This is a genomic window from Paenibacillus etheri (assembly GCF_001012825.1).
GTDB lineage: Bacteria > Bacillota > Bacilli > Paenibacillales > Paenibacillaceae > Paenibacillus_AQ > Paenibacillus_AQ etheri.
In genome coordinates, this window is record NZ_LCZJ02000016.1 from 162,820 (window position 1) to 179,567 (window position 16,748).

Sequence of the window (16,748 nt, forward strand, 5' to 3'; positions counted from 1 at the left end):
AAGCCTGAACCCTTCAATAGCGAAGGATTCAGGCTTTCTTCATATGTGCTTATAAGTCGTAAATGTGGATTACATAATGCGCTGCATGTGCAGAATTACGTTGCTCCAATACCCTGAGTCGAGCTCACTGATCTGAACACCGGGATCACCCCAAGTGTGTACGAATTTGCCATCCCCAATATATATACCGACATGTCCTGGTATAGCGTCACTTTCAAAGCGTCCTGGAACGGTGAAGAATATAAGATCTCCCACATCTAGCGCACTGCGTTGTACGCGAGAACCTATATTATCTTGATCCTTGGCTAGCCGCGGTAGGGTTACTCCGAATGGTTTGAATACATGCCTTGTAAAAGAAGAGCAATCAAATTTCTTGGTCTCTTCATAAGGGCCTGTACCGAATTCATAAGGCACACCTAAGAATTTTTTGGCATAAGAAACTAATTCCTTTTTGTCTGCTTCAGAAATACTTTGAATGCGAAATGGCTTAGATCCATTCAATGATTTAGCAGATGGAGATTTAATAATATTTTCATGGTCGGTCGGTGTGGCAATGTTGATTTCACCGGACTGAGGATTCCAACCTACTTCCGTTTGAAGAAATTTTGATAAAGCCAAAGGAGTGATATAGATCTGACCTTCTTGTCGTCTCGGTGCCTGCGGCAGTGTGATTTTTTCCCCAAGGGAGAAGACCTGAGTAGAGCCAGGTCGCAACATATACATAACATCACTATAACCGATTTTGGTGTATCCACCATGAGTAGCATCATCTTTCATTCGATAGCCAAGTGAAGCAATCGCAGGTTGGAGTGGAATCCAGTACTTTCCTTGAGCGTCTGTGATGGCGGACTTTTCATAATAACTAGAAGCTTGCATGCCATCAGGAGTTACTGCGTTTACTTTGGGTTTCTGTGATTGTGAAGAGTAGCCGCATGCGGTACTTGATAAAACGGCAGCGAGCAATACAGTAGCAGTAGTTAGTAATTTTTTGTGGTTATTAGGCATATGACACGCTCCATGTTCAAACTGTAGTTTAAGTTTGTGCAGGGGGCTTTTTTTTATGTAATGCAGACCAAGGCAATCACTGTAAGACATAACCAAGTCCTTCCTATATTGGTGAGTTATGCGCTATGAAATTTGTAATCTATGGAAGTTGGATAAGTGATTGACGGATAAACAACCTCCATATAATATAGGTTTAATAGATTTCCATCATTATTGTGAGGTACGTGTAAGCTTATGCTTTAATGCTTTTATCGATAAAAGTGATAATGCTGAGTCGCTCACTTTGATGCACGCGTTAATAATCTAATGAAATGGGGTACTTTGATGAAAAAGAGAAACATTTTGGCGGGGTTAAGTTTATGCTTCATGCTGGTAGCTGCTGGCTGTGGCAATAATAATGCTGCTGTAGACTCAGGCAATGCAACAAACACGGGTAATAAGTCAACAAATGCTGGAGCCTCTGATTCCAAAAATTACAAAATCGCAATTTCGCAATATGTGGAACATCCGTCACTTGATGCTACACGCGAAGGTATTCTCGCTGCTTTGAAGGATGCTGGACTCGTTGAAGGAGAGAACTTGAAGGTTGACCTTGAGAATGCTCAAGCTGACCAAGCGAATAACTTGTCCATTGCACAGAAGATTGCTGCAGACACGAATGATTTGGTATTGGCTATTGCGACACCTTCCGCTCAATCAGTTGTTCAAGCGCTTAGCAAGTCAAGTAAGGATACCCCAATTCTGTTCGCAGCAGTGACTGATCCACTCGATGCGAAGATCGTCACTGATCTGGAGCACCCTGGTGGAAATGTTTCAGGAGTATCGGACACGAATCCCGAAGCTATCAATAGATTAATGCAATTCATAGCTACTCAATTTCCTAATGTAAAGAAGCTGGGCATTGTTATCAACGAAGGTGAACCGAATGCTGTAATTATGGCGGATATTGCTAAGAAAGAGCTGGATAAACATGGTATTGAGCTTGTGAAGGCAGCCATCACGAATACTTCTGAAGTGAAGCAAGCTGCTGAATCACTCGCGGGTCGTGTAGATGCATTCTACATTACTTTGGATAACACAGTAGTGAGTGCTGTGGATACGATTATTCAAACGGCTAATGATAAGAAAATTCCATTCTTCTCTAGTGACCGAGATACCGTTGAAAAAGGCGCATTTGCAACCGTTGGTTTCAAATATTTCGATCATGGCTACCAAGTAGGACAAATGGCAGTGGACATTTTGAAGAATGGTAAAAAGCCAGCAGATATGAAAGTAACGATGCAAGAAAAGCTTGATCTTATCCTTAACCTCAAAGCTGCTGCCGCACAAGGCATAGAAGTTACGGATGCGATGAAAGCAGAAGTAGCCGATCAAGCTAACAATATTATTCAATAAGACATTATATTGGGGCGATTCCGTGAGGACGCCCCTTGCCGCTTGAAGGAGGAAAACTTCTATGTATGAATCAATGCTCGGCGCCGTAGAAATGGGTCTGCTTTATGCATTTATGGCTTTAGGGGTGTATATTACTTTTCGCATTTTGGATTTTCCTGATTTGACTGTAGATGGAAGCTTTACCACTGGTGGTGCCATTGCTGCCGTTATGATTACCAATGGCTATGCACCATGGTTAGCCACGCTTGCTGCTATTGCAGGTGGGATGCTGGCAGGAATGTGTACGGGTCTACTACATACGAAGGGAAAGATTAATGGATTGTTATCCGGTATTCTAATGATGATCGCACTTTATTCCATCAATCTGCGAATATTTGGCGGTAAGCCTAACTGGTCACTAATGGGTGATACCACGTTGTTCTCGTCCATCAATCCACTTCTTGTTCTTCCATTTGTTGTTTTATTTGTGAAAGTTCTGATGGATTTATTCTTGCGTACTGATCTTGGGCTTGCTTTAAGGGCTACCGGAGATAATGCAAGAATGATCCGTAGTCTGGGTGTAAACACTGATAATACGACAATTCTTGGAGTCAGTTTATCCAACGGAATGGTGGCACTTTCAGGAGCGCTGATTACTCAGTATTCTACTTTTGCGGATTCTTCAATGGGTATAGGGATGATTGTGATCGGCTTAGCTTCGGTAATCATTGGTGAAGCTATCTTCGGGGCTGGAAGTGTATTCCGTGCGACATTGGCAGTTGTTCTGGGATCTATCGTTTACAGAATCGTAGTTGCGTTAGCCTTGTATGTACCTTGGTTGAGACCTTCGGATCTTAAATTGATTACGGCGATTATCGTTATTTTCGCACTTGTATTCCCATCGATTCAGCGTTTCTTGAAGCAGAAGAATATGGCGCGTAAGCGTTCGCTTGAATTAGCTGATCAAGCGCTTAGCAGCAAGAGAGGAGGCGGCATCGATGCTTAAGCTTGATAACGTATCTAAGCTGTTTAATCCTGGCACACCGGATGAGAAGATCGCACTGCTAGGTATTGATTTAGAGCTTCTCCCCGGCGATTTTGTTACGATTATTGGAAGCAATGGCGCAGGTAAATCGACGCTCATGAATATTATTTCTGGGGTAATGAAGCCGGATCTCGGTTCAGCAAGTATTGAAGGGAATTCTATCAGCCACTTAGCAGAATATCAGCGCAGTCGCTGGATCGGCAGGGTTTTTCAGGATCCTATGGCAGGTACGGCTCCACGAATGACGATTGAAGAGAATTTAGCGATGGCTTATAAAAGAGGGAAGAACAGAGGATTATCCTTTGGAGTAAACGCAGCGAGACGTTCGATGTTTCGTGAGGAGTTAAGTCGCCTCGGGATCGGATTGGAGAATCGCCTACGAGCTAAGGTAGGATTATTATCTGGTGGGGAGAGACAGGCGCTGAGTTTGTTAATGGCAACCTTCACCCAACCGCAAATCTTGCTGTTAGATGAACATACAGCTGCACTTGATCCTTCAAGAGCGGAGCTAATCACTAAACTGACAGAGTCTATCGTCCGTGAGATGAAGCTGACTACGCTAATGGTTACCCATAACATGGAGCAGGCTATCCGTCTTGGCAATCGTCTAATAATGATGGATAAGGGACGTATTATCCTTGATATAGACGAAACACGCAAACAGGATCTTACGGTAGAACGCCTACTGGGGGAATTTGAAACCATTAGTGGTCATAAGCTGGCAGATGATCGAATGATGCTTAGTTAGTCTTCGGTAGCAGTGACAGTAGCTCGATATAAGGGCTTGAATTGAAGTCTGATTTTGGATTTCATTTCAAGTCCTTTTTTGTTGTAAGTTTTCCCAATTGCTTCAATATCATTTATGATAGGATAGATTGATAATAAATAATATTTGCTGCGGATGATTACAGCTGCCAAGGAAGCGGGAGCCTACCCGGTTCTGGTGACCGCTGTACATAGGCGGAGATTTGATTATGCAGAAGCTATAGTTGACAGCCATGGTGATTATTTAAAGGCAATAAAAGAGTTGGCCGAGACTGAGCAGATCCCGTTGATCGATTTGGCGGAGAAGAGTCGAAAGCTTTTTGAAGCCTATGGAGTGGAAGGAACGAAGAATCTGTTCATGTGGAGCTATCCTGGAGAATTTATCTTGCATCCAGTTGGCGTACAGGACAATACACATTTTCAGATTTTAAGAGCGCGTCTGCTCGCTGATCTTATTGTAGAAGGCATACGTGAGGCCGGAATAAATGATCTAATCATCCATCTTCGGGAAGGCGAATAAATAATCCTTTGGAATAAGTAATGATCTATCGATTCAACTACTGTATGCGAGGTTAAGGTTAAGGAAAGAACTTAACTGGAAGGCTTGCATGACAAGAAGGAGGATATTTAGCCATGGCAAATAAGAAGCTGGAAGGTAAGGTAGCTATTGTAACAGGAGGTGGTTCCGGCATTGGGCGAGCAACCGTGCTTGAGTTCGCTCGAAACGGGGCCAAAGTTGTCTTACTAGACAGAACCGTCGAGAATGCAGAAAAGGTTAGAAAACAAGTAGAGAAAGAAGGTGGAGAAGCCCTCGTAATTGAATGCGACGTTGCTGAACCCCCGCAGGTCGAAGCAGCAATAAACAAGGCGGCCGCGAAATGGGGGCGTCTTGACATTGTTTTTGCTAACGCAGGGATTAATGGAGCAATGACACCCATTGAAACGATGGATATCGAGTCTTGGGACCAGACGATTCACATCAACCTTCGTGGAACCTTTGCGACTGTTAAATATGCGATACCGCATCTAAAAGAGAGCGGAGGCAGCATCCTGATTAACAGCTCCATTAACGGAAATCGTGTATTTTCCAACATCGGTTTTTCTGCTTATAGTACCTCAAAGGCAGGCCAGGTTGCTTTTATGAAAATGGCAGCATTAGAACTGGCTCAATTTCAAATCCGCGTAAATGCGATCTGTCCTGGGGCTATTAAGACGAATATAGATGACAACACTTTTCCATCTGAGGATCTCAAAGAGGTAAAGATTCCTGTTGAATTTCCGGAAGGAGATCAGCCGCTAGAGGAAGGTCCTGGACGTCCTGATCAAGTTGCAAAGTTGGCACTTTTTTTGGCATCCGAGGATTCGGATCATATTACAGGAACTGAGATTTATTGTGACGGTGCAGAATCGTTGCTCCATGGTTAATATTCGTAAATAATCTCTTCCATTAAAACGGATTCTATCCTCTTCGTTATGCGTGATCAAATTGATCGAGTGCGCATATACATTGAGGATAGGAATGCCGTTTTTTGTTGTAAAATAAAGCTAATCTTTATCTCCATTTTCCGTTATAATGGAGTATCTGTGGAGAAAGGAGAATGAACTATGGATTTTCATATTGAATCATTAATTAAGCTATTAGTGGCCATGCTGTTCGGGCTGTTCATCGGGATTGACCGACAGATCAAGCAGAAACCGCTGGGGATTCGGACCAGTATGGTCATTAGCATTGCCTCTTGTCTTGTAACAGTAGTGTCTATTCATGCCTTTGATAAGTTTGCAGGTCCAGAGCATCCGAATATGGATCCGATGCGCCTCGCTGCTCAAATTGTCAGTGGGATAGGGTTCTTGGGTGCTGGTGTTATCCTGCGTAGAGGCGGTGATGCGATATCAGGTCTGACCTCGGCAGCACTCATCTGGACAGCTTCGGGGATTGGTATTGCTGTGGGAGCAGGATTCTATATTGAAGCAGCATATGCGGTTATTCTTCTAATGTTTGCGGTGAATTTGGTTCCTCATTTAATTCGTTCGATTGGCCCTGAAGTGCTTAACAAGCATGAAGTTTCGGTGAGAATCATCATGGAAGCTAATTTTGTACTTACTGAAGTGATCCAAAAAATTGAGAGACCTCAGGTTAGTACCCAACGAAGTACTAGAAGTCCATCCCGGTCGATCCGCAGAATGAAAATTAAGGATTTAGAAGATGGAAGACAAATGATCGATATGGTAATCTCAGCACCGGATAAAGATTACGCAACAGAGATCTATTATGATGTGAAGAAAATTGATCATGTAATGAGCGTTGAAGTGGAACAGCTGTAAAAAAGGGCATGTCACGTCATGACCAGATGTGGTAATCTATCATGTAGAGGCAATTATCAGACACTGGAAGGGAGAACATATTAATATGTCTATCACAGCATATGAAGGACAATATGAAGGAGAAGCAGCCATCTGGTTGAAAGCTGGCCGTTATGAGGCAGCTATACTACCAGGTATCGGTGGCAACTTGATCTGTTTCCGAGATACCGAAAACGGTTACCGTTTCTTGCATGAACCGGGAGCTGAGGAAATGGAAGCCTTCAAGGCAAGTCCAGGCATCCATGGTATTCCTGTATTATTTCCTCCGAATCGTTATGAAGATGGCAAATTCCCATGGAATGGTCAAACTTATCAACTCCCAGTAAATGAAGTCGCAACGGGCAACCATTTACATGGATTTTTACATACGGCGGCTTGGGAAGTGGAAGAGTTCGGTAGCGGTAAGACCGAAAGCTTCGTAACCGTATTCATCAAGGTGGATGAGAATCATCCTTCTTATCAATACTTGCCGTTTAAATACACAATGAAACTGCGTTACACCCTTGGTGAAGGTGGATTATCTCAACAAGTGCAAGTGCATAATGATGGAGATGATGTGATGCCTTGCTTGCTGGCATTCCATACCGCGATTAATGCACCATTCGCACCAGGAAGCACACCACAAGATTATCTTGTGAAAGCTACAATCGGTAATCGCTGGGAACTGAATGACCGTATGCTGCCGACTGGTAAATTCCAAGAGCTGGAGCCGGGCGAAGCTCAGCTTCGTGATGAAGGTGTGAATCCTTATTTCGCACCGATGGACAACCATTATACGGCTGTAGCTCAGAACGGACGTAACCGGATGGAGCTTACCGACAGCAAAGCTGGAGTCACTTTAGTTTATGATGTAGGGACTTCGTACAAGCAGTGGATGATCTGGAATAATGGTGCTTCTGAACAATTCTTCTGTCCTGAGCCACAAATCAACTTGGTAAATGCGCCAATGGTGGATCTGCCGGCGGATGAGATCGGCTTGTTTAGTCTCAAACCAGGCGAATATTGGGAAGAAAGCAGCCGTCTGTACGTGAAATAGCATGATTGTGAATTATCATATGTGATTAAGAAAGGGCAGTCTAATCGTAGTTATCTACGAATAGACTGCCCTTTAACGTTTGAACTAGGAGTAGGACCTTATTTTTTACTAACTATTTCTTCATTAATCTGTTCAATAATCTCTTGGATGCTTCTTGAACCAAGATCACCCTCACCACGTTTTCTTACAGATACACTACAAGAGTTCTTCTCATTCTCACCGAGAACGAGCATGTAGGGTGCTTTTTCCAGCTGAGCTTCACGAATTTTATATCCCAGCTTCTCATTTCGGATATCAACTTCTACACGAATGCCGGCTTGCTCTAAGGATTTCTTCACCTGAAATGCATAATCAACGTAGTTCTCAGAGACGGGCAATAACTTCGCTTGAACAGGTGCAAGCCATAGCGGGAACGCTCCGGCATAATGCTCCGTAATAATCCCCATAAAACGATCAATCGAACCATAAACAGCACGATGGATTACGACCGGGCGGTGTTTAAGATTATCCTCCCCGATGTAGGTAAGATCGAATTTCTCTGGCATTTGCCAGTCTAGTTGGATGGTTCCACATTGCCAGCTTCGTTTTAGCGCATCTAAGATATGGAAATCAATCTTAGGTCCGTAGAACGCGCCATCACCTTCATTCACACGATACTCAATCCCGAGATTGTCTAATACATTTTGCAGAGATTGTTCAGCCTGATCCCATAGTTCTTCTGATCCCATATAATCTGCCGGGCGAGTAGATAATTCAATTTTATACTCAAAGCCAAACACTTGATAAATATGGTCAATCAGTGAGATTACACGGCTTATTTCACCCTCAATCTGTTCTGGCAAAACGAATAGATGGGCATCATCCTGACAGAAGGTGCGAACACGCATCATCCCGTTAAGCGCCCCAGAGAACTCATGGCGATGAACTTGACCAAATTCCGCAATACGGATTGGCAGCTCTCGGTAGGAATGCAGATCGTTTTTGTAGATCAGCATATGACCTGGGCAGTTCATCGGCTTGAGCGCAAATTTTGTTTCGTCTACATCTGTGAAATACATATTGTCTTTGTAATGATCCCAGTGCCCGGACTGCTCCCAAAGCCGATTGTTCATCATCAGCGGTGTACGAACTTCATCGTAATCTCTCTGTCTCTGTAATTCACGGGCGAAATTCTCAAGCTCTGTTCGGATAGTCATCCCCTTGGGAAGATAGAAGGGCATGCCTGGGGCTTCTTCAGAGAACATGAACAATTCCAGTTCCTTGCCGAGCTTACGATGATCACGTTTTTTAGCTTCTTCAAGAAAGAGTAAGTGCTCTTCAAGTTGAGCTTTCTTAGGAAAAGCAGTTCCGTAAATACGTTGCAGCATTTTATTATTGGAATCCCCACGCCAGTAGGCACCTGCGACATTCAACAGCTTAAAGGCCTTAACCAAGCCAGTAGAGGGAAGATGTGGCCCTCGGCAGAGATCCGAGAATTCACCTTGATCATAAATAGATAATACTGTGTCTTCTGGCAGATCACGAATAAGCTCTAGCTTTAAGGGCTCGTTCAGCGCTTCAAATAGCTTAATTGCTTCAGCGCGGGAAACCACACGGCGAACAATCGGGTGATTCTCTTGAATGATTCTCGCCATCTCTTGTTCGATTGCAACAAGGTCATCACTGGATAAAGATGTCTCAATATCAATGTCATAATAGAACCCATCTTCGATTACTGGACCTATGCCAAGCTTGACACCCTTGTCTCCATATATACGTTTTATGGCCTGCGCCATGATATGTGCTGTACTGTGTCTATAAATTTCCAGGCCGTCTTTGCTATCTAACGTAACAATTTCGAGCTGGCAATCATGTTCGATCGGTTGGTGTAGATCAACGGATCTACCATCTATTTTTCCAGCTACAGCACTTTTTTTCAGACTGGTACTTATGGCACCTGCTGCTTCTTTAATCGTCGTTCCTTGCAGTACCTCTCTAATTGTTCCGTTTTGCAGTGTTACCTTGATCTCCATGATTGTTAGCCTCCATTTCTCAAAAATTGTTAGTGGTGAACGCAAAAAAACGCATCTCTCCCAGAAAGGGACGAGTGCGTTCAGCTCGTGGTTCCACCCTAATTCGACCTATCACAAGGATAGGACCTCATTGGTATCCGTTATCGGGGATAAGTCGGTGGCACATACTACCGCGAAATTTAGTTCTACGGATTCAGCGCCACGGCTACAAAGGGGTAACTTCACAATCGTTTACTGGAGAAGCTTTCAGCCTGGACCTCTCTCTCTGGACAGTTCGTATTGGAAATCATGTCTTTGATCTTTGCCATATGATGTTGCTCGTTCATAGTACTCAATTGCACCCCATAAAGTCAAGAGGGAAGAAACCAGAAATACAGATATCTTTTATTGGCAGTCATCAATTGCGTATTGGCAAAGGAGATGATGTACTCGTTGGCGAATGTATGAAATCAACCTATTTAAGGAGGTTTGATATGCAGATTCTCGCCATGCTGACGATGCTAATCGACCATATAGGCAATATCTTTTTTCCAGAAGATATTGCATGGAGATATGTAGGAAGAATAGCTTTTCCAATCTACTGTTACGGGCTTGTACAGGGGCATATACATACATCATCCAGACCAAAATATTTGTTCCGACTGCTCTTAATCGCTATTATTGCTCAGATTCCATACAATTTAGCGATTAATCCTGGTGGATGGAACGTGGTATTTACGCTTTTGTTATCAGCAATCGTATTGGTTATTTTGGATAAACTTCCTACTCCATGGCTTGGAATACCAGTCGTCATTGCAGCTATCGCGTTAATGGATTATTTCCCCATAGACTATAATGCCTATGGTCTGCTGTTAGTATTGATATTCCGTTATACGAAGTCATTTTGGCTTGTGGGTGCACATTTGGCACTAAATCTATTCTATATGTTTTATAATTATTGGAGTGTGCAAATGCTCAGTATTTTGCCAACGCTGTTAATTGCTTTGACGCCTGGACTTTGGGGATATTTAGAGCGTCATCGGGTGCCACGCTGGGTGTGGTGGTCTTTTTATCCTGCACATTTACTGATTTTAGCAATATTAAGAGGCGTAATTTACAATGAATGGGTTTCTATCGAATGGCGAACTTTGTTGAATCTATAGAATTTTTACAATAAGCAATACTTTGATTTACAAAAGTTACCTTTGCTGAGATAATGGATTGATTTCAAAAAAAATTCTTAAAAAAGGAGACTTGCTATGAGAAGAGTAATAGCTAGAACAAAATGGTTTCTTCCTTTTGTCGCACTGCTGCTTGTTCTGGCCGGTTGTCAATCGGTTGGAGGTTTCGATGTTAATAAGGCATTGATCGGGGATGTCGATGTTAAATCATCGGAATCCAGCATGACGTTTTCTATGAACGCTGAGCCTTCAGAAGGAATTAGCGCGGAAGATAAGGAAATGGTCGATCTCATAAATTCTTTTTCCCTGAGTATTAGTAATGCTAAGTTACAAGAAAATGGTAATGTATCTGCCAATGGATCGATCGGCTATAAACAATTGAATATTCCATTCTCATTGTTTATGGACAAACAAACTTTAGTCTTTACTGTTGAAGGAGCAAAACAACCGTTTTACTTCCCGGTTCAAGGTTATGATGAGGTCTTTGCTGAAGTTGGATTGGATCTGACTAAAGCTGAGGATCTTAGTAAGCTGCTAACGAAGTTTGTGGTAAAGAATCTTCCTAATCCAAGCGCAATTAGCGTAACACCCGTTAGTGAGGCTGTGTATGGTCAGCAGGTGAATATGACGAAGTTACATACCGAAGTGACGGGTGATGAGCTTCCAGCATTGTTAAAAGGATTCCTGAAATCGATCTCTAAAGATACGGAAGGCTTTACAGAATTGGTAGGTGGTCTATATGACTATCTGTACCCAGTGATCAAAGCTATGGACGAAGAAGGATCCGGTGATTTACAAGATTTTGGTTTTGGTGAAATTCCTCTGGAGGATAAAGAAGCTGTTGTAACCGTACTGCATGATGCTGCGAAATTGGCTGTGGATGCGTTACTGCTGGTATATGATAATCAACTGGACAGTCTCTACAAATCTACCCCTGAGCTTAAGAAAGTTCTGAGTAAGGATACTAAGCTTGCTGTCGACATTTTTGTAGACAGTGGACTACATGTTCGTAAACAGAATGTTGATCTGAAAGTGGCGCTTCCAGGTACTGAAGATATGCCATTAAAGAGTTTCTCGCTTAAGGCTTCCAGTCAGATTTGGAACATTGGTGGTGCTGTAACGGCAGATCCAATCAGTACTGAAGGAGCACTTGATGTTTCTTCCGATTATCTGACTCCTGCAGAGACTTTGAACAATTTTGATCCGAATTCAAATGTTTATCGTATATTGAAAGACGATCTTGGTATCACCAAGAGAACGATTGTCATCGAGCCAGACGACGAATATTATTATCCGATCGTTGACAATAATACGACGTACATTCCTCTGCGGTATTTGGCAGAAGATTTAGATGCTACCGTCGAATGGGATACAGTCAATCGTGCCATTGTCGTAACGGATGGTGTGTACGGTGATAAGCTGGTATTCAAAATCGGTTCTCCCGAAGCATTAATTAACGGCGAAAAAGTGAAGCTTGCTGAGCCTGTATTTGTTGACGAATATGGTGATGCCTATGTATCGCTACGTCTGCTTGCTGAAGCACTTCATGCTACTGTGTATGTAGATGAAGATGGTTGGATTACTATTACACGTAAATAGTTAGTTCGATCCTCATTGGCTAAATAACACAAACACACCCAGCTTCTAACTTCGCAGAAATGCGAGTGGAGCTGGGTTTTTCATATGAAATATGGCATCCATTTATTGCTTCGTTAAAACCACCTCTAAGTCAACATTACTAAATGTTTTTTCTTCAGCCATACTTTGGACATACCCTCCCAAGAAACCGTCCTGCTGTTTCTCCCAAAGCTTGTACCCCGGCAACGCTTTAATATCCTTAGCAAAGGTACTCGCAGTTCCTGCGAAGTATCGTACATTCAGCCTGGACATTACCTTTGCCATGGATTCTTTTTCAGACTCCGTTAAAGGACTTTCCTTAAGGCGATTCATAGCTTTGTCATAGGAGTTAGCAGCAAATGTTTCTTCAGCATATGACTTGAAGTTTATGAGATTGTGATCTGTAATCTGGTTAGCTTCAGCCCAACCTTCTACGTTCAAAGATGCTGTTTTATAATTTACGCTTCGCGAGACGGGATCGAAGATCATGGCACCATATTGATGCGGATTGACGGCCATCGCACTCGTGGCGATATCATAGATTGGCATTTGTTCAGAGGATGCTATATCTTGATTCGCGTCTGCTGGATCTACTTGAATGTCCTGCATATGAATATGTCCTGAGAGAACTAGATTAAGTCCATTCTTCCGTAAGGATTTTATAGCTTCCTGGCTGTTATTAAGCTTGAAGCCTGAAACAGACATAGAAGTGTGACTTAATAAATTATGATGCATCACTGTGATCACAGAAGCGTGTTCTTTGGCTGCAAGCTTAACGGATTCATCCATCCATGAAAGAGTAGAGGGAGCAATACGCCCATCCGTCTGAGGAAACCCGTACTTCTGATTATTTAGATATTGACTGCTGTCTATCATGAGAATCCATAAGTTGGGGGCAGCCTTGACGATATAGCTTAGTGATTCCTTATCACGTGCTACAGCCTCTTTGTAGCCGAAATCCGCATACAGTTTGACGAATTCCTTATCTGTAATTGAATCCGTAAGGAGCTGTTTATCACCACTGAAGGATCTAGCCCAAGGATTAAATAAGTCGTGATTGCCTGGAATGACATAGACAGATGTCCCTTGTTGTTCGATTCGTGTCAACTTTTCGCTTAACTTTTGATGGCTACTGCGTTCTCCATTATTAGTTAAATCACCACTGAGGATCATAAACGCAGGTTTTTCCTGTTCAGCGTCATAGACCAATGCTTCAGCCATTTCATCACTGTAGGGCAGCATTTTTCCATCACCTCCAGTGACATAGGTCTGAAAAGCCTGCCCACCATCCTGAAGATCCTTATCCAAAAAGTGAGTGTCTGTGGCCACCCAGAAAGATATAGGTTTAAGCTCAGTTTGATCAAGTTCCACCGCGTTTACATTAGACGATTTTGTGTCTTTACAGCCAGTAAGTGCAAAGCTAAGGAAAAAGAGCACTACACAAGAAAAAATAACCGTTTTTCTATGTAGAATGAAAGCTTTATCTGTTAAAAAATTCATTTATATAACCTTCCTTCTGTACTTTTGCTGCACTATTGTAGCTTATTTTTAGCAGTAATGTATATCGGAAAAGTGAAGAGGAGATGTTACTTAACGAGGTAACTTATATATCCGACAAAATAAGTTGTGAATAGATGTTGTTTTTTCAGAGAAAAGGTGATAAGATGTACAAAAGTAAGTTACTTAAATTAATGGAGGTAGTTATTATATGTCTAGCAATTTTATTGAAGCGGTTAAAGGAAGACGTTCCATCTATGCAATCAGTAAAGAATCCACTGTAGCTGATGCTCAAATTATTGAAATCGTTGAGCAAGCAGTTTTGCATAGCCCAACTTCATTCAACTCCCAAAGCTCCAGAGCGGTTGTTCTTTTAGGTGAACAGCATGATAAATTATGGGATATCACTACTGAAACTTTGCGCAAAATCGTTCCAGCTGAACAATTTGAAGGAACAGCGCAAAAATTAGCATCTTTTAAAGCAGGCTACGGTTCCGTATTGTTCTTTGAAGATCAAGCTGTAGTGAAGAACCTTCAAGAAAACTTCGCGTTATATGCTGAGAATTTCCCAGTTTGGGCTAACCAATCCTCAGGTATTCTGCAGTTCGTAGTATGGACTTCACTTTCTGAAGTAGGTTTAGGCGCATCTCTGCAGCACTATAACCCACTGATTGATGACGAAGTGAAAGAAGCATGGGGCATTCCTCAAGAATGGAAGCTGATTGCTCAAATGCCATTTGGTAAGACTGTAACTCCAGCAGGTGAGAAACAATTCCAACCGGTTGAAGATCGCGTTAAAGTCTTCAAATAAGCTTAAAAAGAGTGTTTAAAACCTCCTTGACCAGGCTAATTAATTATATAGTCTGGTTAAGGAGGTTTTTGGTATGCCATGGAATAAAGACGATTATCCAGATTCACTGAAAAACTTCACAGCACCTGTTCGTAATAAGGCGATTGATATTGCTAATGCACTGCTAGAAGACGGATATGAAGAGGGAAGGGCGATCTCTATTGCTACCGCACAAGCGAAAGAGTGGGGAGAGAACCGTGATAAGCAGATCCGTAAAAAAGGACATTAATTAGCAGCTCGAAAATAGGTACAAAAAAAGCAGGACAGCGTCTAGTGACGCTTGTCCTGCTTTTTTACGGTCGTATTATTTAGCGGATTCAGTTCCTGCTTCTGCGCTTGCAGATGGCTCAGGAGAAGCTGTTGCTTCTTTTTTGGCATCCGTAAGTGAATTTGTGATTTTTGCTTTTGCAGTTGTATCTGACAACCAAGTGGTGGAAAGAGTGGAAACCTTCTGAGACACAAGCGTCTTTTTGATTTCATCTTTCTTTTCTTCCAAGGTGTAGTTTTTAGCGTCTTTATGGTCGGTAACTTTAATGATGTGATAACCGTAATCGGATTTGACAGCACCGCTTGTTTCCCCAACTTTAAGCTTAAAGGCTACATCGGAGAATTCAGCAACCATGTCTCCACGTTTGAAGAAGTTTAGATCTCCGCCATTAGCTTTGGAACCAGTGTCTGAAGATTTTTCTTTAGCAAGTTCAGCGAAATCTGCTCCATCTTTCAATTGCTTCAGAATTGCATCCGCTTCTTCTTTAGTCTTAACGAGAATGTGGGAAGCGCGAACTTGTTCTTCTTCATTGAAAGTAGCTTTATTTGCTTCATAGTAGTCTTTGATTTCTTGATCCGTTATAGTCACTTGCGGCTCAAGAATCTTACGCAGTTTTACTTGCAGTGGCATTTGTTTCTTCAAGTCATCAACGGTCATTGAGCTTTGTTGCAATGCAGCATTAAATGCATCTTCTCCGCCGAGTTGTGCTTTAAGGTTTTCTAATTCAGTATTGATGTCTTCATCAGTAACAGTTACGTTAGCTTTTTTAGCTTCTTGATCAACGAGTTCTGTAGTAATCATAGCTTGCAGCGTGCTTTCTCCGCCTGCTTCAATCAATTTATCATAAAGCTGTTCTTTAGTAATGTTAGTTCCGTTAACGCTAGCAACAGCTGTGCTGTCGTCCTTTTGGAATGGAGGCTTAATCAGTACAATGATGAGTGCCGCAGCCAGTACCACAGAGACAATCATCCAGCCCTTGTTACCTTTAGGAGTAACTGGTGGAGCAGGTGGGGTCGTATTGTTGTTACTGCCGACTTTGTTCATTACTGGAATACTTTCCTCTTTTGTTGTATTCACAGGTTCTTCAGCAGCTAAGACCTCCACTTCATTTACTTCATTGGTATTATCGGAAGAGTTCAACTCTTCTTCCGTAGTACCGTTGTTCTCTAAGTTCTCATTTCCATTCAGATCTTTTTTATCCATTATTAGTAATGACTCCCTTCAATATAGGTGTTGCTTGTCTATTTACAACTTTAACAGAAATCATGATCCTAAACCTTAAGAAAGTATAAAAAAAGATAGGATCTTTTTAAGTTTCTATTAATAAAAAGCAAAAAGCCGGAAATGGCATCGGTAACATGCCCTTCCGGCTTATGGGAATAAGATGTTTACTTCAGTCCTTTCAATAGATGACGAATACTTTCTTGTTTCCGTCGTGGGACCCGTACGTTTTTAGCGAATAGGCCCTTTTCTCCGAAATAAATGCAGTCGTCTTCGATAGAACTGATCTTGTTCAGATTGACATAACAGCCACCGTACACATGATAATAAGTTGAACTGGATAACAATCGTTTTAATTGCTCGGCAGTCATTCTCTTTTTTATGTTGTAGTTTCTGCCGTGAAAAATGACCAAATCATGGTCTCCGACCTTAAAGAACAGAATGTCTGTTTCCACCTCGAAGTCCTCGTATACATTTCTGGCTTCCAGCAGGATGCTACTCATTCATGTTCCCCCTTTGTACTTAATAAAAGACTAA

Annotated in this window: 16 protein-coding genes; 11 read left to right on the forward strand and 5 right to left on the reverse strand. The window is 42.2% G+C overall.

Annotated features, from left to right (window positions below; translation table 11 throughout):
- Positions 1-69 precede the first annotated feature (69 nt).
- On the reverse strand, positions 70-1,005 hold the full coding sequence (locus UQ64_RS04420) for a C40 family peptidase (RefSeq protein ID WP_060622290.1): 936 nt from the start codon (positions 1,003-1,005) through the stop codon (positions 70-72).
- A gap of 324 nt (positions 1,006-1,329) precedes the next feature.
- On the opposite strand from UQ64_RS04420, the gene UQ64_RS04425 reads away from it, so the two are divergent.
- The 7 genes from UQ64_RS04425 to UQ64_RS04455 all read left to right on the forward strand — a co-directional run bounded on the left by UQ64_RS04425 (position 1,330) and on the right by UQ64_RS04455 (position 7,586).
- The gene (locus UQ64_RS04425; RefSeq protein ID WP_060622291.1) at positions 1,330-2,400 is read left to right on the forward strand and encodes an ABC transporter substrate-binding protein; all 1,071 of its coding nucleotides are present in this window, start codon (positions 1,330-1,332) and stop codon (positions 2,398-2,400) included.
- 61 nt (positions 2,401-2,461) lie between these two features.
- Positions 2,462-3,385, forward strand: a complete 924-nt coding sequence (locus UQ64_RS04430; protein WP_060622292.1) for an ABC transporter permease — start codon at positions 2,462-2,464, stop codon at positions 3,383-3,385.
- Positions 3,378-4,172, forward strand: a complete 795-nt coding sequence (locus tag UQ64_RS04435) for an ABC transporter ATP-binding protein (RefSeq protein WP_060622293.1) — start codon at positions 3,378-3,380, stop codon at positions 4,170-4,172. Before UQ64_RS04430 ends, UQ64_RS04435 begins: the two co-directional genes overlap by 8 nt.
- A gap of 144 nt (positions 4,173-4,316) precedes the next feature.
- Positions 4,317-4,709, forward strand: coding sequence for an SGNH/GDSL hydrolase family protein (locus UQ64_RS04440; protein ID WP_156417444.1), 393 nt, complete (start codon positions 4,317-4,319; stop codon positions 4,707-4,709).
- Positions 4,710-4,822: 113 nt separating this feature from the next.
- A complete protein-coding gene (locus UQ64_RS04445; RefSeq protein ID WP_060622295.1) occupies positions 4,823-5,614 on the forward strand; it encodes an SDR family oxidoreductase in 792 nt (263 codons plus the stop codon).
- 180 nt (positions 5,615-5,794) lie between these two features.
- Positions 5,795-6,511 (forward strand): MgtC/SapB family protein, encoded by a 717-nt coding sequence (locus tag UQ64_RS04450; protein WP_060622296.1) that lies wholly within the window; start codon positions 5,795-5,797, stop codon positions 6,509-6,511.
- A gap of 85 nt (positions 6,512-6,596) precedes the next feature.
- Positions 6,597-7,586 (forward strand): aldose 1-epimerase, encoded by a 990-nt coding sequence (locus UQ64_RS04455; protein ID WP_060622297.1) that lies wholly within the window; start codon positions 6,597-6,599, stop codon positions 7,584-7,586.
- A 98-nt stretch (positions 7,587-7,684) separates the two neighbouring features.
- Here UQ64_RS04455 and thrS read toward each other — a convergent pair whose 3' ends face one another.
- Positions 7,685-9,598, reverse strand: a complete 1,914-nt coding sequence (gene thrS, locus UQ64_RS04460; protein WP_060622298.1) for a threonine--tRNA ligase — start codon at positions 9,596-9,598, stop codon at positions 7,685-7,687.
- Positions 9,599-10,071: 473 nt separating this feature from the next.
- Here thrS and UQ64_RS04465 point away from each other — a divergent pair, with 473 nt between their 5' ends.
- Both UQ64_RS04465 and UQ64_RS04470 read left to right on the forward strand, forming a co-directional pair.
- Positions 10,072-10,740 (forward strand): TraX family protein, encoded by a 669-nt coding sequence (locus UQ64_RS04465; RefSeq protein ID WP_060622299.1) that lies wholly within the window; start codon positions 10,072-10,074, stop codon positions 10,738-10,740.
- A gap of 96 nt (positions 10,741-10,836) precedes the next feature.
- Complete coding sequence (locus tag UQ64_RS04470; RefSeq protein WP_060622300.1) at positions 10,837-12,357, forward strand: stalk domain-containing protein; 1,521 nt, start codon at positions 10,837-10,839, stop codon at positions 12,355-12,357.
- A 102-nt stretch (positions 12,358-12,459) separates the two neighbouring features.
- Here UQ64_RS04470 and UQ64_RS04475 read toward each other — a convergent pair whose 3' ends face one another.
- Positions 12,460-13,875, reverse strand: a complete 1,416-nt coding sequence (locus UQ64_RS04475) for a metallophosphoesterase (protein WP_060622301.1) — start codon at positions 13,873-13,875, stop codon at positions 12,460-12,462.
- Positions 13,876-14,083: 208 nt separating this feature from the next.
- Between UQ64_RS04475 and UQ64_RS04480 the strand changes: the two genes are divergently transcribed.
- Together UQ64_RS04480 and UQ64_RS04485 are read left to right on the forward strand one after the other, a co-directional pair.
- Positions 14,084-14,683, forward strand: coding sequence for a nitroreductase family protein (locus UQ64_RS04480; protein ID WP_060622302.1), 600 nt, complete (start codon positions 14,084-14,086; stop codon positions 14,681-14,683).
- Positions 14,684-14,756: 73 nt separating this feature from the next.
- Positions 14,757-14,951, forward strand: coding sequence for a DUF2188 domain-containing protein (locus tag UQ64_RS04485; protein ID WP_060622303.1), 195 nt, complete (start codon positions 14,757-14,759; stop codon positions 14,949-14,951).
- A gap of 75 nt (positions 14,952-15,026) precedes the next feature.
- Here UQ64_RS04485 and UQ64_RS04490 read toward each other — a convergent pair whose 3' ends face one another.
- Together UQ64_RS04490 and UQ64_RS04495 are read right to left on the reverse strand one after the other, a co-directional pair.
- On the reverse strand, positions 15,027-16,193 hold the full coding sequence (locus UQ64_RS04490; protein WP_060622304.1) for a peptidylprolyl isomerase: 1,167 nt from the start codon (positions 16,191-16,193) through the stop codon (positions 15,027-15,029).
- 185 nt (positions 16,194-16,378) lie between these two features.
- Complete coding sequence (locus UQ64_RS04495) at positions 16,379-16,714, reverse strand: hypothetical protein (RefSeq protein ID WP_060622305.1); 336 nt, start codon at positions 16,712-16,714, stop codon at positions 16,379-16,381.
- Positions 16,715-16,748 lie beyond the last annotated feature (34 nt).